Here is a 19674-nt window from a genome sequence, read left to right as displayed (position 1 = left end):
GGGCCGGTTCGCACCGGCCCTTCTCATATATCCACGCGGGCAGCGTTACTTTCTGCGGTAGCTCTTCTGTGCGGTATTCACTTTCACCAGATAGCGGCGCGACTCGGCGGCCGGGTGTTTGGTGGTCAGCGTTTGGTACACGTCGCCCGGCTGCATACCGTTGATGATGCCCACCGCGCGCGTTCTGTCGCTGGAGAACACCCGCAGCACGCTGCCTGCGCCGCCGTTGTAGGCGGTGATCACCGCATAGCGGCGCGAGGTCGGGTTCTGAATGCCGCCCAGGTAGTTGTTCTGCAGGATCGCCAGATAGGCGGTGCCGGTGTCGATGTTGTTCTCCGGATCGAACAGGTAGCTGCGGCTCGGCACGCCCCACTTGCCGCGCATCTGGAAGACGTCCTTGCCGGCGCTATGCTGCATGACCTGCATCAGGCCCAGTGCGTCAGAACCGCTCACCGCATACGGGTTGAAGCTCGATTCGGTCTGCATGATCGCCAGAATCAGTGACTCGTCCACGCCGTATTTTTCCGACGCCTTGCGCACCATCGGCAGGTATTTGTGCGCACGTTTGTCCAGGTGGTTAGGTACCAGCTGGATGGTGACCGAGTAGATCACGTGCAGGCCGGAGGTGCGTTTTTGCAGCTTGGTCTGCAGCAGATAATCGGCGAAGTGCGCCGCGCGCCATTCCCAGCGGATCGGCGCGCCTTTGTTATCCAGCACCTGGCCGTACAGGAACGGCTCTTTGCTGATCTGGATATCGTTGGCGTCGGAGTAGAGATCGATGGAGCCCGGATCGTCACCCATCAGCAGCGTGCTGATGATCGCCTGGCGCAGATGCGCGGCCGGATCGGTGGTGGCGATGGTCTCGACGGTAATGGCGCCGGTGTCGAAGTTGATGTGGCTGCGGGTTTGGTATTGGTCGGTGTACTTGACGTAGTCTTTTGGCCCGGCGATCAGAACTTCGTTCAGACCCCAGATGTTCTCGATGTTGTGGGCGAATTGGCCCATCAGAATGTCGAAGCCGTTGGTATCTTTGATCCAGGCTTCGTTGATTTCTTCACTTTTTTTGCCGGAACAGGAGATCAGCAAAGGCGCTATTACGAGCAAAGCTAAAATTTTCTTCATCTTAAAGCCGTTTGGAAGAAGTATAAGAGGATTGAAGCGGGCCAGCGCCTGGCCCCAACAGCGTTATTCGCTCGGCGGCGTATAGCCTTCGATGTGCACGTCGTGTCCTTCGAACAGGAACTTGATCATTTCCTCTTCCAGCAGCTTGCGGTCGTCCACGTTCATCATGTTCAGCTTCTTCTCGTTGATCAGCATGGTCTGCTTCTTCATCCACTCGCCCCAGGCCTCCTTGGAGATCTCGTTGTAGATGCGTTTGCCGACGTCGCCCGGATAAAGCTGGAAATCCTGGCCTTCGGCGTCGCGCTGCAGGAAAGTACAAAAAATGGTGCGGCTCATGCTAATTCCTCATCGATGGCGCTATCGCCATATAAGTTTTGTTGGATCGGGGGCTGCTTCGCCAGCTGTTGCAACAGGCGATCCACCGGCGCTGCCAGCCCGACCGATGGCGGCTGCGCTAAGTTATACCAGAGACCTGCGCCCTCATCCATGCCGCTGCCCGCCGCATCGAGCGACAGCCACATCGGCACGATATCGAGATGGAAATGGCTGAACGTGTGGCGAAACGCGGTCAACTGCTCGAGGCGCTTGCCTTTCAGACCGCGCTGCTGCAGCCAGAGTTCCAAATCCACGCGCGCGCTGAACTGCGGGAAGCAGAACAGGCCGCCCCACAGGCCCACCGCCGGGCGTTGTTCCAGCCACACGCGGTCGCCGTGCTGCAGCAACAAGAAATAAGCGGTTTTTTCCGGCAGGGTCTGCTTGGGTTTCTTGCCGGGGTAGTTGGCCCAGCTGTGATTGGCGTAAGACAGGCAGCCGACGTTGAGCGGGCAGAGTTCACACTTGGGTTTGGAGCGGGTGCAGACCATGGCGCCCAGATCCATCATCGCCTGGTTGAACTGGCCGACGCCCTGTGCCGGGGTGACCTCTTCGCTGATTTTCCACAGCCGGTTTTCGACCTCTTTCTTGCCCGGCCAGCCTTCTACCGCGTAGCAGCGGGCCAGCACGCGCTTCACGTTGCCGTCGAGGATCGGATAGTGTTGGCCCAGCGCCAACGACAGCACCGCGCCGGCGGTGGAGCGGCCGACGCCCGGCAAATCGGCGATTTCTGCGAAGGTTGTCGGGAACTCGCCGCCGTGCTGTGAGACAATGGTCTGAGCCGCCTTGTGCAGGTTGCGGGCGCGGGCGTAATAGCCGAGACCGGTCCACAGATGCAACACTTCGTCCAGCGGGGCTTCCGCCAGCGCACGCACGTTGGGAAAACGAGCCATAAAGCGCTGAAAATAAGGAATGACGGTGGCAACCTGAGTCTGTTGCAACATCACCTCGGAGAGCCATACTTGATAGGCGGTTTTCTCCAGCTGCCACGGTAGGGTTTTGCGGCCGTAGCGCTGGTACCAGTCAAGCACCACCTGTGCGAATTGTTGTGCTTGCATCATGAGCAGAGTCGTTATCCGGCAGAAAATGAAGCGAGATTGCAGCATAGAGTCATGATGCTGTAAACCGGAACTTTCCGACGCCGCACGGCGGGTACAGAAGATGAACACTTGCTAAACCAATGTATCTTTGCATAATGCGCGTTTCCCTAATTGGCAGCCAAACAGACAGAAAGCACTATGATTAATGACGTCATCTCCCCGGAATTTGATGAGAACGGCCGCGCGATGCGCCGTATCCGCAGTTTTGTCCGCCGCCAGGGGCGGCTGACCAAAGGCCAGCAGCACGCGCTGGAGAACTATTGGCCGGTGATGGGCGTGGAGTATCAGGCTGAAGCTGTCGATCTCGCCGCGCTGTTTGGCCGCGAAGCGCCGACGGTGCTGGAGATCGGTTTTGGCATGGGCGCCTCGCTGGTGACCATGGCGGGCAACAACCCGCAGCAGAACTTTTTAGGGATTGAGGTGCACTCGCCGGGCGTGGGCGCCTGCCTGGCCGACGCCCACGAGGCGGAGCTGAGCAACCTGCGCGTGATGTGTCACGACGCGGTTGAAGTGCTGGAAAACATGATCCCGGACGGCTCGCTGGACATGGTGCAGCTGTTCTTCCCCGATCCGTGGCACAAGGCGCGCCACAACAAGCGCCGCATCGTGCAAACGCCGTTTGTCGAACTGGTACTGCGCAAACTGAAGACCGGCGGCGTCTTCCACATGGCCACCGATTGGCAACCTTATGCGGAACATATGTTAGAGGTTATGAACGGGGTCGCAGGCTATCGTAATCTTTCCAGCGATAATGATTACGTGCCGCGTCCGGATTCACGCCCGCTGACGAAATTTGAATTACGCGGCCAGCGCCTGGGACATGGCGTTTGGGACTTGATGTTTGAGAGGAAAGAATAATGGCTAAGAACCGCAGTCGTCGTTTACGTAAAAAATTGCACATTGAAGAATTTCAGGAGCTGGGTTTCTCCGTAGCCTGGCGTTTCGCCGAAGGCACGTCGGTGGAAGACATCGACAGCACGTTGGATACCTTCATCGATGAAGTGATCGAGCCGAACGGTCTGGCGTTTGACGGCAGCGGCTACCTGCAGTGGGAAGGTCTGATCTGCCTGCAGAAGATCGGCCACTGCACCGACGAGCAGCGCGAACTGGTGAAAAACTGGCTGGAAGCGCGCAAACTGACCGACGTTAAGGTCAGCGATCTGTTCGATATCTGGTGGGATTGATCGCGCTTGCCCGATGAGCGCGGCTTCGCGCTGCTTATTTCCCCCTAAATAATTGGATTCGCATCACGGCGGCAAGAGGGTGAGTCCCCAGGAGCTTACTTCAGTAAGTGACTGGGGTGAGCGCTCGCGGCCAACACAGATGCGGATTCAAGTATGACGGGGATGGATTTAAGGTGCCTTAACGGCGCCTTTGTTTTGCCCGGAGTGTGACCGAGGTGGTAACAACATTGGATAACGCGTTGCTGGAGGAGATCCTGCAACAGGTGCGCCCGCTGATTGGCCAGGGGAAAGTGGCCGACTACATCCCTGCGTTGGCAGAAGTGCCCGCCGACCGGTTGGCGATCGCCGTTTGCACGGTGGACGGTGAACTGTTCCAGGCCGGCGACGCCGCGGAGCGCTTCTCTATCCAGTCGATCTCTAAAGTGCTGAGCCTGACGCTGGCGCTGACGCGCTATCAGGAGCCTGAGATCTGGCGGCGCGTGGGCAAAGAGCCTTCCGGCCTGCCGTTCAACTCGCTGCTGCAGCTGGAGATGGAGCAGGGCAAACCGCGCAATCCGTTTATCAACCCCGGTGCGCTGGTAGTCTGCGACATGCTGCAAACCCGGCTCAGCGCCCCCAAACAGCGCATGCTGGAGGTGGTGCGTCAGTTGGCCGGCGAAGACGATCTGGCCTATGACCTGCGGGTGGCGCGCTCCGAGTTCGAACACTCCGATCGCAATGCGGCCATCGCCTATCTGATGAAGTCGTTCGGCAACTTCGAAAACGACGTGATCACCGTGCTGCAAACCTATTTCCACTACTGCGCGCTGCGCATGAGCTGCGTGGAACTGGCGCGCAGCTTCGTCTATCTGGCTAACCACGGCCGCGATCTCAGCGGCGCGGCGGTGATCAGCCCGCTGCAGGCCCGGCAGATCAACGCCCTGATGATGACCAGCGGCATGTACGACGGTGCCGGCGAATTCGCCTATCGGGTGGGAATGCCGGGCAAGTCCGGCGTGGGCGGCGGCATCGTGGCCATCGTGCCGGATGAGCTGTCGATCGTCGTCTGGTCGCCGGAGCTGGATGCATCCGGCAACTCGTTGGCGGGAACTGCGGCGCTGGAACTGTTGTCTCAACGTATCGGTCGTTCGATTTTTTAATCCCAATCTGGATGGGAGTCAGGAGAAGCTATGTTGAAGAAAACCGGGTTAGCCTTACTGCTGCTGGCGGCGACTGTCGCGCAGGCCCACGCCGAGTACCAATGCAGCGTTAAACCCCAGGACGATGTGATCATCAGTCCGCAAAGCGTGCAGGTGAAAGGCGCCAGCGGCGACCTGCAAATCTCGCCGGATGGCGACGTGATCCGCAACGGCCAGGCGCTGAGCCTGAACGACAGCCAGCGGCAGAAAGCCTTCAGTTACCAGAGCGCGCTGCGCAAGCAGCTGCCGTGGATCGACGACGGCGCGCAGAAACACCTGGAGAAAGCCCGCTCGGCGCTGGATAAGGTGATTGTCAAAGAGCTGGGCAGCAACAGCAACGTGCGCAACCGCCTGACCACCCTGAATGGCCAGCTGAAACAGCAAATGAACCGTATCATCGAGCACCGCAGCGACGGCCTGACCTTCCACCACAAGGCGATCGACCAGGTGGAACAGGACGGCCGCAACATCGTGCAGCAGAGCATGGGCGGCGTGCTGCAGGACAGCCTGAACGAGATGGGCGTCAAACAGGCCGCCAACAGCGGCGGCAACCCGCTGCAGGCGATCATGGGCAACCTGGGCGGCTTGCAGAAGGCGATCCAGAACGAGTGGAACAACCAGGAACAGGACTTCCAGAACTTCGGCCACGATGTGTGTAACCGCGTCACCGCACTGGAAACCCAGCGCAAGGATCTGCTGAAGGCGTTGAAATAACGGATAGGAATAGCCGCCGTGCGTTTTTTGACCTCACGACGGCTATCTGACAAACTGGCTAAACTATAATCAATCGGCAAAAGGATTTTGCATTGATGCCAGTGATATTCCGTTATAAAGGCTACAGGTTCTTTTTTTATTCCAACGAGGGTGACCCGCTTGAGCCGCCGCATGTTCATATCAGAGACGCTGAGGCTGAAGCGAAATTTTGGTTGGTTCCTGGCGTGCAGTTGGCGCGTAATGACGGCTTTAACGCCAGGACGCTAAAAGAGCTGGCGGGTCTGGTTGATACCTATCAGGCATTATTTTTGGAGGCTTGGCATGAGTATTTCGGCTAAACGCGTCAGCTTTGACGATGCGACGATGTGGGTCGAACTGAGCGACGCCAGAATTATTGGCGTGCCGCTGGCCTGGTTTCCGCGTTTGTTGAATGCGACGCAAGAACAGCGGGCAGAGTATGAACTCAGCGCTCGCGGCATCCATTGGGATGCGTTGGACGAGGATGTTTCCGTTGAGGGATTGCTGAAGGGGCGTGGTGACGTGACGCATCGCCCTCATAATGCCGCCTGAACCTGAAAAAAAGCGCTGATTATTCAGCGCTTTTTTTTACTCGTCGTCCGCCAGGAACAGCTCCAGCAGCGAGTTGAGGAACAGCTTGCCCTTCTCGGTGATCTGCCAGTGCTCAGCGGTTTCTTCCAGATAGCCTTTGGCCAACGCCTCGTCCAATTGCGGGCGAATGACGCTTTCCGCCAGCCCGGTGTAGTTGACGAAGTCGGCGCGCGGCGCGGCTTCCAGCAAGCGGAAGCGGTTCATGAAGAACTCGAACGGCCGATCCGCCGCCGCCACCTCATGCTGCTTGTCCATGTAGTCACCGCGCATGAAGCCGCGCGGGTGTTTGGTCTTGGCGGTGCGCAGGATGCGGCCGTCGCTGAAGGTCACCTTGCCGTGCGCGCCGCAGCCGATCCCCAGATAGTCGCCGAAGCGCCAGTAATTGAGGTTGTGTTGGCATTGGTAGCCCGGCTTGGCGTAGGCCGAGGTTTCGTACTGCTGATAGCCGGCGGCGCTCAACAGCTGGTGACCGCGTTCGAAGATGTCCCACAGCGCATCGTCGTCCGGCAAAACCGGCGGGCGTGAACTGAACAGGGTGTTCGGCTCGATGGTCAGCTGATACCACGACAGGTGCGGCGGGTTGAGGGCGATAGCCTGGCGCAGATCGTCCAGCGCCTCTTCCAGCGACTGGTCCGGCAGGCCGTGCATCAGATCGAGGTTGAAGCTGCGCAGGCCGAGGCCAGTCGCCAGCGTTGCCGCGCGCTTGGCCTCTTCCGGGCCGTGGATGCGCCCCAGGCGGGTCAGCTTCTCGGCGCTGAAGCTCTGCACCCCGATGGAGATGCGGTTGACGCCGGCGCGCTGGTAGCCGCTGAAGCGATCGGCCTCCACGGTGCCGGGGTTGGCTTCCATGGTGATTTCGGCGTCGTCGGCGACGCGAATGCGCGCCCGCACGCCGTCCAGCAAGGCTTGCATCGCCTCGGCGCTCAGCAGGCTGGGGGTGCCGCCGCCGATAAATATGGTGCTTATCTCCCGGCCGCCGGCCAGCGGTAGATCGGCATCCAGATCCGCCAACAGATGATCGACATACTCCTGATGCGGCACGTCACCCTTCAGCGCATGGGAGTTGAAGTCGCAGTACGGGCATTTCTGCACGCACCACGGGATGTGGATATAGAGACTCAGCGGGGGCAGCTTAAGCATTGCGCAGGGTTTCCAACATCAGCTTCAGCGCCTTGCCGCGATGAGAAATCGCCCGCTTTTCGTCGCGGCTCAGCTCGGCGGCGGTGCGGCCCAGTTCCGGCACGTAGAAGACAGGATCGTAACCGAAGCCGCCTTCACCGGCTGCCTGCTCGGCGATCTCGCCGGCCCAGCTGCCGTGGAACACCAGCGGCGTCGGGTCTTGTGCGTGGCGCAGATAGACCAGCACGCAGTGGAATTGCGCGCCGCGCTGGCCTGGCGCCACGTCTTTCAGCGCCGCCAACAGCTTGTCGAGGTTCTGCCGATCGTCGGCGTCTTCACCGGCGTAGCGTGCGGAGTAGATGCCCGGCGCGCCGCCCAGCGCATCTACCGCCAGGCCGGAGTCGTCGGCGATCGCCGGCAGGCCGGTGACCTGTGCCGCATGGCGCGCTTTCAGAATGGCGTTTTCGATAAACGTCAGGCCGGTCTCTTCGGCGGATTCCACGCCCAGATCGGTTTGCGCGACCACGTCCAGGCCGAAATCGGCCAACAGATCGGCGAGTTCGCGCACTTTGCCCGGATTACCGGTGGCAAGAACGACTTTTTGCATAATGACTACCTTGAAAATTATTCGATGAGCGCCGCGACCACGGCGGGGAGCTGTTGCGGATTCACGATGCGTAACTGTTTATGCCGCCCCAGTTCGCCTTTCTCGATGGTGACGTTGCTTTTCGCCACTTTGAACTGCTTGGCGATAAACTTGATCAGATGGGCGTTGGCTTGGCCGTCGACCGGCGGGGCGGTGATGGCGACTTTCAGTTCGTCGCCATGCAAGCCGATAATTTGGTCGCGGCTGGCTTTCGGCTGAATATATAGCCTGATCGCCAGCCCGTCCAGCACCGAAGTGACTGCACTCACAGCAGGAACCAAAGTTGGGGGAACAGATCCATGCCCAGGTAGTTGAGCAGATAGAGGATCAGGATCACCACCATGGCGGAAAAGTCGATGCCGCCCATCGCCGGGATGATGCGGCGGATCGGCGCCATCAAGGGTTCGGTCAACTGGTACATCACGTAGTCGATCGGGCTGCGGCCCTGGCTTACCCAGCTCATCAGCGCGCGAATGATCATCACCCAGAAGATCAGGTAGCCGACGGACTTCACCAGCGAGATCAGGCCGAACAGCAGGTTATAGGGGCTGAGCGACATCGCACCGCCTTGAATCAGCAGCAGCAGCGGGTACTTGATGGTCATCAGCAGGAATGCCAGCAACAGCGAAGCGCTGTCGATAGGCCCCAGCGACGGAATGATGCGGCGCAGCGGGCCGACCACCGGTTGGGTGATCTTCACCACGAACTGCGAGAACGGGTTATAAAAATCGGTGCGCGTCCATTGCATCCAAATGCGCAGCAACAGCACCATTACGTACAGATCAATAACGGTCTTGACCAGGAAAGTCAGCGTTAGCATGAAGTGGTCCTTCTCCTTAACTCGTGGTTATTTAAAATAATTTTTCCATCTCTTGCGCACGGGAAACGGCGGCTTGCATCGCTTGTGCCACGGTTTCCGGCAGCTGGCGTTCATTGAACACCCGCAGCGCTTCGGCGGTGGTGCCGCCTTTGGAGGTCACCTGCTCGCGCAGCGTACCCAGCGGCGTATCCGGGTTGGCTTCAACCAGCGCGGCGGCGCCGGAAGCGGCCTGCTGCACCAGATCGCGCGCGGTCTGGCTATCGAAGCCCATGCGCTCGGCTTCTTTTTGCATCGCTTCCATAAACAGGAAGAAATAAGCCGGGGCGCTGCCCGCGGCGGCGATCACGCCGTTGATGCCATTTTCGTCATCTACCCAGCAAACTTTACCGACCGACGCCATTAAATCGCCGGTGTAATCGCGATCCTGCTGGCTGACCTGCGCCGGCGCGTACAGCCCGCTCATACCCTTGCCGACCAGCGACGGGGTGTTGGGCATGATGCGCACGATGTCCAGCTTGTCGCCCAGCAGCTGATAGAACCGGCTGACCTGAATGCCGGCGGCGATCGACAGCACCAGTTTGCCGCTGAAATCGACCTGCTCGCGCAGCGGTTGGCACACGTCGGCCATCATCTGCGGTTTGACCGCCAGCACCACCACGTCGGCCTCGCGCGCGCAGGCGATGTTGTCGCCGCTGCTGACGATGCCGTAGTCCGCCGCCAGCGCGTCACGGTTTTTCGGCGAAGGGGCGCAGACGCTGATGGATTTGGCCGGATAACCGCCCGCCACCAGGCCGGCGATGATTGCACGCGCCATGTTGCCGGCGCCGATAAAGGTAATCTTGCGATGTTGCATCAAATCCCTCGTCTGTTTTGTCAGGCCTGCGAGTAGTCGCGGGCGCCAAAAATTGCGGTGCCGATACGCACCAGGGTGCTGCCGGCGGCGATCGCCGCCGCCATGTCGTCCGTCATGCCCATCGACAGCGTATCGACCTGCGGATAACGCTGGCGCAGGGCGAGAAATGCGTCGTTCATCCGGCTGAATACCGCCAGCTGCCGCTGATAATCTGCTTCCGGTGCCGGGATGGCCATCAGGCCGCGCAGCGCCAGGTTCGGCAGCGCGGCGATCGCCTCGGCCAGCGCCGGCAGTTCGGCCAGCGCGATGCCGGATTTGCTTTGCTCGTCGCTGATGTTGATTTGAATCAGCACGTTGAGCGGCGGCATGTCGGCCGGGCGCTGATCGCTCAGGCGCTGGGCGATGCGCAGCCGATCCACGGTATGGCACCAGGCGAAGTGTTCCGCCACCAGCCGACTCTTATTGGATTGCAGCGGGCCGATAAAGTGCCACACCAGCTCGCCGCCCTGCGGCGATTCGGCGAAATGCCGGATCTTGTCTACCCCTTCCTGCACGTAGTTCTCGCCGAAGGCGCGCTGGCCGGCGGCGATGGCTTCTGCGATCGCCGCCACAGGTTTGGTTTTGCTGACGGCAAGCAGGGCAACTTCTTCTGGCGCCCGCGCGCAGTTTTGCGCGGCGGCCGCGATGCGGTTTCTGACATCCTGCAGGTTCTGTTGGATAGTGCTCATTATTGACCCGGGAGAGTGATATGGATATCGATGAATTCGTGGCCCTTAGTGTAAAGCATAATGCTTCCGATCTGCACCTTTGTGCCGGTCATCCGCCGATGTTGCGCATCGACGGTGAACTGCAGCCGCTGGCGGCGGCGCCAACGCTGACGGCGCAAGGCGTGCAGACCCTCTGCGACGAATTGCTGAATGCGCAGCAGCGCGAGAGCCTGCTGCGGTTGGGGCAGGTCGATCTGGCGTTGCACCGGCCGGGCGGGGAGCGGCTGCGCGCCAATGTTTTTCAACAAAGCGCGGGGATGTCTCTCGCGTTGCGGCGCATCGCCGGGCAGTCGCCCTCGCTTGCCGAGCTGGCGGCGCCGGCCATCGTCCCGGCGCTGCTGCGGCGCGACGACGGCTTGATCCTGATCAGCGGCGCCACCGGCAGCGGTAAATCCACCACGCTGGCGGCGATGATCGACGAGATCAACCGGCATCAGCAGCGGCACATTCTGACGCTGGAAGATCCGATCGAATTCCTGCACCGCAGCCGACGATCGCTGATCCAGCAGCGAGAGATCGGCCGCGACAGCCACAGCTTCGATGTGGCGTTACGCGCCGCGCTGCGTGAAGATCCCGACGTGATCCTGCTGGGCGAGCTGCGTGATGTCGCCACTATCCGGCTGGCGCTCACCGCGGCGGAGACCGGCCACCTGGTGCTGGCGACGCTGCACACCCGCAGCGCGCCGCAGGCGGTGGAGCGGCTGGTGGACGTGTTTCCGGCGGACGAGAAACCCTATGTGCGCGCCCAACTGGCGGGCAGCCTGCAGGCGGTGATCGCGCAAAGGCTGATGAGACGGCCCGGCGGCGGGCGAGTGGCGATCTTCGAAGTGCTGACGGCGACGGCGGCGGTCAGCAGCCTGATCCGCGAAGGGAAAACGCATCAGCTGGCGAGCGTGTTGCAAACCGGCGCGCAGTCCGGCATGCAAACCTTTGAGCAAGGTTTGCAGCAGCGGATCGACGCCGGTTTGCTGGGGGATAGCGCGGGGGAGAGGGCGGGTCTTTAGCCCAGCTGCCGTTCGAACCAGCTTTCGAGGATCACCACCGCGGAAGCGGAGTCCACGCTGCCTTTATCGAGTGCGCGAAAGCCGCCGCGATCGAACAGGTTGGCGCGCGCTTCTACGGTGCTCAGGCGCTCGTCTTGCAGCTCGATCTGGATGCCGAAACGGCCGTGCAGGCGATTGGCGAATTTGCGCGCCTGGGCGGTAACGGGCTGTTCGGTGCCGTCCATGTTCAGCGGCAGACCGACCACCACCAGATCCGGCTGCCACTCCTTCAGCAGTTTTTCAATTTTCAGCCAGTCCGGCGAACCGTCATGCGCTTTGAACGCCGCCAGTGCGCGAGCGCTGCCGGTCAGCTCCTGGCCGATGGCCGCGCCGATGCTTTTGGTGCCGAAGTCGAAGGCGATAATGGTGCGGTTGCTCATCAGGCGTGTCCTGCATGGTTGGCGATGCTGCGAATATCGATGCCCAGAAGGTTCCCCGCCTCGCGCCAGCGGCTGGCGATCGGCGTGCGGAACAGAATGTCGGTGTTGGCTTCGATGGTCAGCCAGGCGTTTTCCAACACCTCTTTCTCCAGCTGGCCCTTTTCCCAACCTGCATAGCCCAGCGCCACCAGCACGTCGTCCGGTTGTTCCGGGGTGCCGAGCGTCTCCAGCACGTCTTTCGAGGTGGTGATCATGGTGTTGGGAGAAATTTGAATGCTGGCGCCGAAGCCGTGGCGCGGCGTATGCAGGATAAACCCACGATCGTCCGCCAGGGGGCCGCCGGCGAACACCGGTTTGTCCAGGCTGATGGCCGGATCGCGCGCAGGCGGCATGATCTTCAGCTTGCTCAGCACCGTGGCTACCGTGAATTGCTCCACCGGTTTATTGATCACCAAACCCATGGCGCCTTCTTCATTGTGCTCGCAGATATAAATCACCGAGCGTTTGAAGCGAGGATCCTGCAAGGTTGGCATGGCGATCAGAAAATGGTGCTGTAAATTCATGGCGTTAGTATAAGGTAATCAATGGGTGAGAAAATAAACAGCCGCCAGTATGCGGCTATACCCGCCGCCTTTCAAGGCGCGCTTTGGCGGGCGCGATGCAGAACAGCGGGCGGCATGCCGCCCGCATTGCGCATTACTTCGCCGCCAGGCGCTTTTCAATGGCGTCCATCAGCATGCCGGTAATCGAAATCGGGAATGCCGCTTCGATCTCGCGCGCGCAGGTCGGGCTGGTGACGTTGATTTCAGTCAGGCGGTCGCCGATCACGTCCAGGCCGACGAAGATCAGCCCTTTCTCTTTCAGCGTCGGGGCGACGGTGCGGGCGATTTTCCAGTCGCTCTCGCTCAGCGGGCGCGCTTCGCCACGGCCGCCGGCCGCCAGGTTGCCGCGGGTCTCGCCCTGCGCCGGAATGCGCGCCAGGCAGTAAGGCACCGGCTCGCCGTCGACGACCAGGATGCGCTTGTCACCGTCCTTGATCGCCGGCAGGAAGTTCTGCGCCATGCAGAAACGGCTGCCGTGTTCGGTCAGGGTTTCGATGATCACCGACAGGTTAGGATCGTCCTGCTTCACGCGGAAGATCGACGCGCCGCCCATGCCGTCCAGCGGCTTCAGGATGATGTCGCCGTGCTGCTGGTGGAATTTGCGGATGTGCGCGGCGCTGCGGCTGACCAGCGTATCCGGCGTCAGCTCTGGGAACCAGGCGGTGAACAGCTTCTCGTTGCAATCGCGCAGGCTTTGCGGCTTGTTGACCACCAGCGTGCCTTTAACCTCGGCGCGTTCCAGAATGTAGGTCGCGTAGATGTATTCGGTATCGAACGGCGGATCCTTGCGCATCAGGATCACGTCCAGCTCGTGCAGCGCCAGATCCTGCTCGGCGCCGAAGCTGAACCAGCTCTCCTTGTCTTCCTTCACGCTCAGCAGGCGGGTGCGGGCGCGCCCGTCACCGGCATGCAGATAGAGATCGTTCATCTCCATGTAGTGCAATTCGTAACCGCGGCGCTGCGCTTCGAGCAGCATGGCGAAGCTGGTGTCTTTCTTGATGTTGATGGAATCGATTGGGTCCATCACGATGCCGAGCTTAATCATCTTTTCTCCTTTAACCCAGGTCGCCGAAGCGGACCTGCAGAGCGGTAATGGCGGTGAGCGCTGTGGTTTCGGTACGCAGAACGCGTGGTCCCAGCAGAATATCAGTAAATCCGTGGTCGGTGGTCATGGCGATTTCGTCAGCGGACAAACCGCCTTCCGGGCCGATCAGCAGGCGAACGCGATCCACCGGCTGCGGCAACGTGTTGATGCTGTGGCTGGCGCGCGGGTGCAGGTTGAGCTTCAGGCTGCCGTCCTGCTCGGCGCACCAGGCCTCCAGCGACATCGCCTCGCGGATTTCCGGAATGCGGTTGCGGCCGCACTGTTCGCAGGCGGCGATGGCGATCTTTTGCCATTGCTGGATTTTCTTCGCCAGACGCTCGCCGTCCAGTTTGACGCCGCAGCGCTCGGAAAACAGCGGGGTGATGACGTTGACGCCCAGCTCGATGGATTTCTGGATGGTGAACTCCATCTTCTCGCCGCGCGAGATCACCTGGCCCAGATGCAGGTTGAGCGGCGATTCGATGTCATCTACGCGGCCGTCGCCGAGGCGCACCAGCACGCTCTTCTTGTCCACCCGAACTATCTCGGCGTCGAACACCTGGTTGCTGCCGTCGAACAGCTGCAGCGCCTGGCCGGCGCTCATGCGCAGCACGCGCCCGACATGGTTGGCGGCGTCCTCGCTGAGGGCGATCTCCGCCTGGTCGGTCAGCGGTTGCGGATGGTAAATGCGGGGTATGCGCATGGGTAGTGTGATCCTGACGAAACGGCGCCGCAGGTTGGCGGCACCATGAAAGATAAAGGCTATAGTAGGTTAGCTTTTCTGCTGCTGACAAGCCTGTTGAATATAGGGGTTGTGGTTGCCCTGCACCTTGGCGATACGTGCTTCGCGCTGACATTCCCATTGGCTCACCGGATATTGCCGGTTCCACACCTCGAACAGCTGGGTTTGCTGGCGCGATAGCCGCAGCTGGTAGCGATCGCGCATGTAGAAGTAGGTGCGGGCGATGGCACCGCGGGCGCGGGCAGGCGGTTCCGCCTGTTTATTCTTGAAGTCCACTTTCATCGGACACTGTCCGTACTGGCCTTCGCCGCCGTTCCATTGGCTGTACATGAAGTTGTTGCGGTCGCCGTTCACTTCGCCGATCGCCGGCTGCAGGTTGTGCAGATCGGTTTCTATCTGGCGATAGGTGGCGTCTTTGTTGCAGTTCTTGCGCCCGCCGTCTTGCCAGCACTGCAGCTGGTGGCCGAACTGCCAGGCCGGCACCACGTGTTCCCATTCGATGCGCTGTGCGCGCTGGGCGTTTTTACGCACCTGATAGCCACAGCCGGCGAGATCCGGGATGCCTTTTTTACCTTGCCAGTCGATACGGCAGCCGCAGTAAAAACTGCCTGGCGCATCCTGGTTAATCTTGGCCGCCGCCGCTTTGGCCTGAGAGAAGTTATTGATGCCGTGCGCCTGTGCGGCGCCTGCGGTGAAAACCGCCATAAACAAAATTCTGCGAAGCATATTCCAAAACAGCTCAAAATTGGAAAAGCAGGCAGGGTAGCGGAACTTGCCGGCAGTGGCAAATGGCGATATTTGCTTGTTTTAACGTATAAATCGTTTAGCTAAAGGTTCTCGCTGGCGAGAAATTTCAGTTTCTCACCGCAGCGGCGGCAGCGGTATTCGCTTTCGCCGCGCAGCACGCGGTTATGGCGGCGGATGGTGAGCTGGTGCTGCCCGCAGCCGCAGCGGTAGGGGAAGGTTTTGCTTTGCACCGAGGCGGTTTCGAAACGGTGAGTGCGGCTGGCGGGCGTCAACAACACGCTTTCCATCATCCAGCGCCATTCGCGGCCGTGCGGCGCCACCCGGCCGAATTGGCGAAACACCAGCAGGTGCGCCAGCTCGTGCGGCACCACTTCATCGATAAACGGCTGTTGGTTTTCCAGCAGCAGCACCGGATTCAGGCGGATTTCCCAACTTTGCAGCCAGGCGGTGCCCGCGCTGGTGCCGCGTTGCTGATAGACGATGCTGGGTTCGGGGAATTCGACGGCAAAATGCTGGCGGGCCAACTGCAGCTTTTCTCGCAGGCAGCGCATCACCGCTTGTTGCAGCGCGATGGGGATTCTTGGTTTGTTCATTGCGGCTAGCTTAAGCAATGGCGGGGCGACTGACAATATGCCCCGTCGCAAATCCGCATCCGGCGCTTTTTCACCACATTGATAAGGCGATCGCTGCCGATGGATTGTAATCAATGTGTTAACTGCGGGATAATAAAGCGTGCATGATGAGCCTGTACCCGCAGTTCTCACCGAGCAAGGTTGAAACGCCGCCTGTGGTAATCCCTTACGCAAAGAGCGGTTATTTTGCGATTTGGCGCAATAACTGACTGATTAAAAATACGTAAGGTGGGGGCAGTTTTTTGACAAGGCGCCGAGCCGTGCGCCGCAAGTGTGAATTTAACGCAGCTGATGTTGCAAGTGAGAGATCAATGTCGAATAAACCGTTCCACTATCAAGATCCGTTCCCGCTGAAGAAAGACGATACCGAATACTACCTGCTGAGCCGCGACCACGTTTCCGTGAGCGAATTTGAAGGCCAGGAAATTCTGAAAGTTGCCCCTGAAGCGTTAACCCTGCTTGCCCAGCATGCGTTCCACGACGCGTCGTTCATGCTGCGCCCGGCGCACCAACAGCAGGTGGCCGATATCCTCAAAGATCCGGACGCCAGCGAAAACGACAAGTACGTTGCGCTGCAATTTCTGCGTAACTCAGAAATCGCCGCCAAGGGTATTTTACCGACCTGCCAGGACACCGGCACGGCGATCATCGTGGGCAAGAAAGGCCAACGCGTCTGGACTGGCGGCGGCGATGAAGCTGCCCTGTCGCGCGGGGTGTATAACACCTACATCGAAGAAAACCTGCGCTATTCGCAGAACGCCGCGCTGGATATGTACAAAGAGGTCAATACCGGCAGCAACCTGCCGGCGCAGATCGATCTCTACAGCGTGGACGGCGAAGAGTACAAGTTCCTGTGTATCGCCAAGGGCGGCGGCTCCGCCAACAAAACCTATCTGTATCAGGAAACCAAGGCGCTGCTGTCGCCGGGCAAACTGAAAAACTACCTGGTCGACAAGATGCGCACGCTGGGCACTGCGGCTTGCCCGCCGTATCACGTGGCGTTCGTCATCGGCGGCACCTCGGCAGAAGCGACGCTGAAAACCGTCAAGCTGGCCTCGACCAAGTATTACGACGGTCTGCCGACCGAAGGCAACGAGCATGGCCAGGCGTTCCGCGATCTGGAACTCGAAGCGGAACTGCTGCAAGAAGCGCAGAACCTGGGGCTGGGCGCACAGTTCGGCGGTAAATACTTCGCGCACGATATCCGCGTAGTGCGCCTGCCGCGCCACGGCGCGTCCTGCCCGGTCGGCATGGGTGTCTCCTGCTCGGCGGACCGAAACATCAAAGGCAAGATCAACCGCGACGGTATCTGGCTGGAAAAACTGGAGCACAATCCGGGTAAATTCATTCCTCAGGAGCTGCGCCAGGCCGGGGAGGGCGAGGCGATCAAGGTCGATCTCAACCGCCCGATGGCCGAGATCCTCAAACAGCTGTCGCAGTACCCGGTTTCCACCCGTCTGTCGCTGAGCGGCACCATCATCGTCGGTCGCGATATCGCGCACGCCAAGCTGAAAGAGCGTCTGGATCGCGGTGAAGGCCTGCCGCAGTACGTCAAGGATCACCCGATCTATTACGCCGGCCCGGCCAAAACGCCGGAAGGCTATGCGTCCGGTTCGTTGGGGCCAACCACCGCCGGGCGTATGGATTCCTATGTCGATCTGCTGCAATCCCACGGCGGCAGCATGATCATGCTGGCGAAAGGCAACCGCAGCCAGCAGGTGACGGATGCCTGCCACAAGCACGGCGGTTTCTACCTCGGTAGCATCGGCGGCCCGGCGGCGGTGCTGGCGCAGCAGAGCATCAAGAGCCTGGAGTGCGTGGAGTATCCTGAGCTGGGTATGGAAGCGATCTGGAAAATCGAAGTGGAAGATTTCCCGGCGTTTATCCTGGTGGATGACAAAGGCAATGACTTCTTCCAGAAGATCCAGGCCGGTCAATGCTCCAGCTGTCTGAAATAAGCGTTGCCCCTTCGCCGCCTGCGGGCGGCGAAGGGGGATTGTGTAAAGTCCTGTAGCTTGCTGGACGCCGAGTTTTAACCTGTATACCCTACGCGGATAGCACTAAAATTCGACTAATGGAATATCGGCAACAGAAGGTTTCAGCAATCACATGGGAACGCAGGAAAATCATATCAGGGAACTGCTGGTCTGGATTGAAGATAACCTGACCAATCCGCTGTCGTTGGATATCGTTTCCGCCAAGTCAGGCTATACGAAATGGTACCTGCAGCGCATGTTCAAGAAGCAGACCGGATTGTCGTTAGCCTCTTACATTCGCGCTCGCCGCCTCTATCTCGCCGCTTTCGCCTTGCGTTTCACGCAGAAGAGCATCCTCGATATTTCGGTAGAATATCAATTCGATAATCAGCAGACGTTCTCGCGCTGTTTCAAGAAACACTTCGCCGAATCGCCCAGCGTGTATCGCCATGCCCGCAAACAGGACTTCAGCAACCTGGTGCGTTCGCTGGCGGCCAGCCAGCCCGGCGATATTCAGGTCGAACGCGTCAGCATCGCCAGAGGGCAATACGCGTTTCACGGCAAGCATTACGCGTACCATCTGGATATCGAGAATCTGGATAAGTCGCACCTGCCGCTGCGCAGCGCGCTGCGGGCGCAGTTCTACACCTTGTTGGGCGAGCGCCCGACGCAGACCTATTCATTTACCCAGCTGGTGCCGGACGGCGAGCGGGTCAGAGTCGACTATACCCTGGGCGTGAAGACGGAATATCCGCTGCGCGAAGGCGTGGCGCTGGAGCCGCTGCCGGAGATCCACGGCGAGTTTTGCCGTTTTCGCTATTCAGGCAAGCCGGTGGCGCTCAACGATCACATCATTAAGATTTACACGCAGGTGCTGCCCGAAATGGGGCTGGCCCGCGGTGACGGGCCGGACATGACGGTGTTCAGCTATTCGCTGAGCGGGAAAGAGGAGCTGCACCTGGAGCTGCAGCATCTGGTGCCGGTGGTGCCGCTGCACTGAGCCCGTCGGCGGCCGGCAGCCGGTTTTTTTGCTGCACGATAGCCGCCATCACCGCCAGGGCGATTTCCGCCGGGGTTTTGCTGCCGAGCGGCAGGCCGATCGGCGCATGGATGCGTTCCAGCTCCTGCGGCGTGAACTCGGCGATCTGCTGCAAACGCTGGCGCCGCCGCGCGCTGTTTCTGAGCGAGCCCATGGCGCCGATGTAAAACGCCGGGGTGTGGATCGCTTCCATCAGTGTCAGGTCGTCCATCCGCGGATCGTGGGTCAGCGCCACGACGGCGGTGTTGGCATGGCAGCCGCCTTCCTCGATGAACTTGGCCGGAAACTGGCGCAGCAGCGTCACGCCGGGCTTCAGCTCGGCGGCGAAGTTGTCCAGCGCCTCAGGGCGGTTCTCGCACACCAGCACCTCAAACCCCAGCGCTACGGCGAAATCGGCGCAGTACAGCGCCACGCTGGACAGCCCGGCGATCAGCAGGCGCGGCGCGGCCGCGATATGCAGGGTGATCTGCTCGAGCCGGCGTTCAACCTGAGTGGCGCTGGTGAAATGGCTCTGCTCAAGGCTATGGCAGGCGTTGGGCAGCGTCAGGCGTTTGAGCAACGCATGATGCCCTTCCAGCGCGCCGGCGATGCGCTGCAGGTAAGCGACGCTGGCTTCTCCCGCCGGCAGATACTCGATCAGCACGTCCAACACGCCGCCGCACGGCAGCGCTACATTGGGCGTCATGCCGCCTTCGCCGTAACGGATCACCTGGCTGGCCGCCTGATACTCCCCGGCGGCCACGCGCCGCAGAAAGTCTTCCTCCACGCACCCGCCCGACAATGAGCCGCTGTAGCGGCCGTCACGGGTCGCCGCCATCAGCGCGCCCGGCGACCGCGGCGAAGAGCCGTAGGTGCTGAGCACGGTGCATAGCCAGACCGGCTGTTGTTGCAGCCAGTTTATCGCCTGGCTGACCACGGTGACATCAAGATGTTGCATAGGTGAAT

25 protein-coding genes are annotated in these 19674 nt (G+C 60.4%); 9 read left to right on the top strand and 16 right to left on the bottom strand.

Annotation, left to right across the window (positions count from 1 at the left end; genetic code table 11):
• Positions 1-45: 45 nt before the first annotated feature.
• The 3 genes from mltC to mutY form a co-directional block, all read right to left on the bottom strand.
• Positions 46-1122, bottom strand: coding sequence for a membrane-bound lytic murein transglycosylase MltC (gene mltC / locus AC6BYQ_RS22150; RefSeq protein WP_198636826.1), 1077 nt, complete (start codon positions 1120-1122; stop codon positions 46-48).
• Positions 1123-1185: 63 nt separating this feature from the next.
• Positions 1186-1458 (bottom strand): oxidative damage protection protein, encoded by a 273-nt coding sequence (locus tag AC6BYQ_RS22145; protein ID WP_004937404.1) that lies wholly within the window; start codon positions 1456-1458, stop codon positions 1186-1188.
• On the bottom strand, positions 1455-2555 hold the full coding sequence (gene mutY / locus AC6BYQ_RS22140; RefSeq protein WP_074055087.1) for an A/G-specific adenine glycosylase: 1101 nt from the start codon (positions 2553-2555) through the stop codon (positions 1455-1457). Before mutY ends, AC6BYQ_RS22145 begins: the two co-directional genes overlap by 4 nt.
• Positions 2556-2732: 177 nt before the next feature.
• Between mutY and trmB the strand changes: the two genes are divergently transcribed.
• The 6 genes from trmB (at position 2733) to AC6BYQ_RS22110 (ending at position 6240) form a co-directional block, all read left to right on the top strand.
• Positions 2733-3452, top strand: coding sequence for a tRNA (guanosine(46)-N7)-methyltransferase TrmB (gene trmB, locus AC6BYQ_RS22135; protein ID WP_019456099.1), 720 nt, complete (start codon positions 2733-2735; stop codon positions 3450-3452).
• Positions 3452-3778, top strand: coding sequence for a YggL family protein (locus AC6BYQ_RS22130; RefSeq protein ID WP_019456098.1), 327 nt, complete (start codon positions 3452-3454; stop codon positions 3776-3778). The genes trmB and AC6BYQ_RS22130 overlap by 1 nt, the downstream gene beginning before the upstream one ends.
• Positions 3779-3993: 215 nt before the next feature.
• Entirely contained in the window at positions 3994-4917 is a 924-nt protein-coding gene (glsB, locus tag AC6BYQ_RS22125; protein WP_498057535.1) for a glutaminase B, read from the top strand.
• A 30-nt stretch (positions 4918-4947) separates the two neighbouring features.
• A complete protein-coding gene (locus AC6BYQ_RS22120; RefSeq protein WP_498057534.1) occupies positions 4948-5670 on the top strand; it encodes a YggN family protein in 723 nt (240 codons plus the stop codon).
• A 95-nt stretch (positions 5671-5765) separates the two neighbouring features.
• Complete coding sequence (locus tag AC6BYQ_RS22115; RefSeq protein WP_004937418.1) at positions 5766-6008, top strand: DUF4160 domain-containing protein; 243 nt, start codon at positions 5766-5768, stop codon at positions 6006-6008.
• Positions 5992-6240, top strand: a complete 249-nt coding sequence (locus tag AC6BYQ_RS22110) for a DUF2442 domain-containing protein (RefSeq protein WP_004937422.1) — start codon at positions 5992-5994, stop codon at positions 6238-6240. Before AC6BYQ_RS22115 ends, AC6BYQ_RS22110 begins: the two co-directional genes overlap by 17 nt.
• 36 nt (positions 6241-6276) lie before the next feature.
• Here the strand turns inward: AC6BYQ_RS22110 and hemW are convergent, their stop codons facing one another.
• From hemW to AC6BYQ_RS22080, 6 genes are read right to left on the bottom strand one after another with little or no spacing between them, the layout of a single operon-like run.
• Positions 6277-7419 (bottom strand): radical SAM family heme chaperone HemW, encoded by a 1143-nt coding sequence (gene hemW / locus AC6BYQ_RS22105; RefSeq protein WP_033635947.1) that lies wholly within the window; start codon positions 7417-7419, stop codon positions 6277-6279.
• Complete coding sequence (locus AC6BYQ_RS22100) at positions 7412-8005, bottom strand: XTP/dITP diphosphatase (protein WP_019456094.1); 594 nt, start codon at positions 8003-8005, stop codon at positions 7412-7414. Before AC6BYQ_RS22100 ends, hemW begins: the two co-directional genes overlap by 8 nt.
• Before the next feature lie 17 nt (positions 8006-8022).
• Positions 8023-8313, bottom strand: a complete 291-nt coding sequence (gene yggU, locus AC6BYQ_RS22095) for a DUF167 family protein YggU (protein WP_025160357.1) — start codon at positions 8311-8313, stop codon at positions 8023-8025.
• Positions 8310-8864 carry a YggT family protein gene (locus tag AC6BYQ_RS22090; RefSeq protein WP_498057533.1) on the bottom strand — a complete coding sequence of 185 codons (555 nt, stop codon included), beginning with the start codon at positions 8862-8864 and terminating at the stop codon, positions 8310-8312. Before AC6BYQ_RS22090 ends, yggU begins: the two co-directional genes overlap by 4 nt.
• Positions 8865-8895: 31 nt before the next feature.
• A complete protein-coding gene (proC, locus tag AC6BYQ_RS22085) occupies positions 8896-9717 on the bottom strand; it encodes a pyrroline-5-carboxylate reductase (protein WP_019456091.1) in 822 nt (273 codons plus the stop codon).
• Positions 9718-9737: 20 nt separating this feature from the next.
• The gene (locus tag AC6BYQ_RS22080; RefSeq protein ID WP_019456090.1) at positions 9738-10445 is read right to left on the bottom strand and encodes a YggS family pyridoxal phosphate-dependent enzyme; all 708 of its coding nucleotides are present in this window, start codon (positions 10443-10445) and stop codon (positions 9738-9740) included.
• 20 nt (positions 10446-10465) lie between these two features.
• Between AC6BYQ_RS22080 and AC6BYQ_RS22075 the strand changes: the two genes are divergently transcribed.
• Positions 10466-11488, top strand: coding sequence for a type IV pilus twitching motility protein PilT (locus tag AC6BYQ_RS22075; RefSeq protein ID WP_498057532.1), 1023 nt, complete (start codon positions 10466-10468; stop codon positions 11486-11488).
• Here the strand turns inward: AC6BYQ_RS22075 and ruvX are convergent.
• From ruvX to AC6BYQ_RS22045, 6 genes are all read right to left on the bottom strand, one after another.
• Complete coding sequence (gene ruvX, locus AC6BYQ_RS22070) at positions 11485-11907, bottom strand: Holliday junction resolvase RuvX (protein WP_498057531.1); 423 nt, start codon at positions 11905-11907, stop codon at positions 11485-11487. The genes AC6BYQ_RS22075 and ruvX overlap by 4 nt on opposite strands.
• Positions 11907-12470: a YqgE/AlgH family protein gene (locus tag AC6BYQ_RS22065; protein ID WP_498057530.1), complete on the bottom strand. Its 564-nt coding sequence runs from the start codon at positions 12468-12470 to the stop codon at positions 11907-11909. The genes ruvX and AC6BYQ_RS22065 overlap by 1 nt, the downstream gene beginning before the upstream one ends.
• A gap of 133 nt (positions 12471-12603) precedes the next feature.
• Positions 12604-13554, bottom strand: a complete 951-nt coding sequence (gshB, locus tag AC6BYQ_RS22060; protein WP_015379045.1) for a glutathione synthase — start codon at positions 13552-13554, stop codon at positions 12604-12606.
• 10 nt (positions 13555-13564) lie between these two features.
• Positions 13565-14296: a 16S rRNA (uracil(1498)-N(3))-methyltransferase gene (rsmE, locus tag AC6BYQ_RS22055; RefSeq protein ID WP_019456087.1), complete on the bottom strand. Its 732-nt coding sequence runs from the start codon at positions 14294-14296 to the stop codon at positions 13565-13567.
• 69 nt (positions 14297-14365) lie between these two features.
• Complete coding sequence (gene endA / locus AC6BYQ_RS22050; RefSeq protein ID WP_498057529.1) at positions 14366-15061, bottom strand: deoxyribonuclease I; 696 nt, start codon at positions 15059-15061, stop codon at positions 14366-14368.
• A 101-nt stretch (positions 15062-15162) separates the two neighbouring features.
• On the bottom strand, positions 15163-15675 hold the full coding sequence (locus tag AC6BYQ_RS22045; RefSeq protein WP_004937462.1) for a SprT family zinc-dependent metalloprotease: 513 nt from the start codon (positions 15673-15675) through the stop codon (positions 15163-15165).
• A 350-nt stretch (positions 15676-16025) separates the two neighbouring features.
• Between AC6BYQ_RS22045 and fumA the strand changes: the two genes are divergently transcribed.
• Both fumA and AC6BYQ_RS22035 read left to right on the top strand, forming a co-directional pair.
• The gene (fumA, locus tag AC6BYQ_RS22040) at positions 16026-17672 is read left to right on the top strand and encodes a class I fumarate hydratase FumA (protein ID WP_019456085.1); all 1647 of its coding nucleotides are present in this window, start codon (positions 16026-16028) and stop codon (positions 17670-17672) included.
• Positions 17673-17823: 151 nt separating this feature from the next.
• Positions 17824-18690 (top strand): helix-turn-helix domain-containing protein, encoded by an 867-nt coding sequence (locus tag AC6BYQ_RS22035; RefSeq protein ID WP_019456084.1) that lies wholly within the window; start codon positions 17824-17826, stop codon positions 18688-18690.
• On the opposite strand, the gene AC6BYQ_RS22030 is transcribed toward AC6BYQ_RS22035, so the two are convergent.
• Entirely contained in the window at positions 18614-19666 is a 1053-nt protein-coding gene (locus AC6BYQ_RS22030; protein ID WP_074055094.1) for an XdhC family protein, read from the bottom strand. The two genes, AC6BYQ_RS22035 and AC6BYQ_RS22030, sit on opposite strands and share 77 nt — an antisense overlap.
• Between the last annotated feature and the right edge of the window lie 8 nt (positions 19667-19674).

It is taken from the genome of Serratia sp. LTN-2, assembly GCF_059740205.1.
Note: the sequence above shows the minus strand (reverse complement) of the source record. Positions and strands in the feature narration are given on the sequence as shown.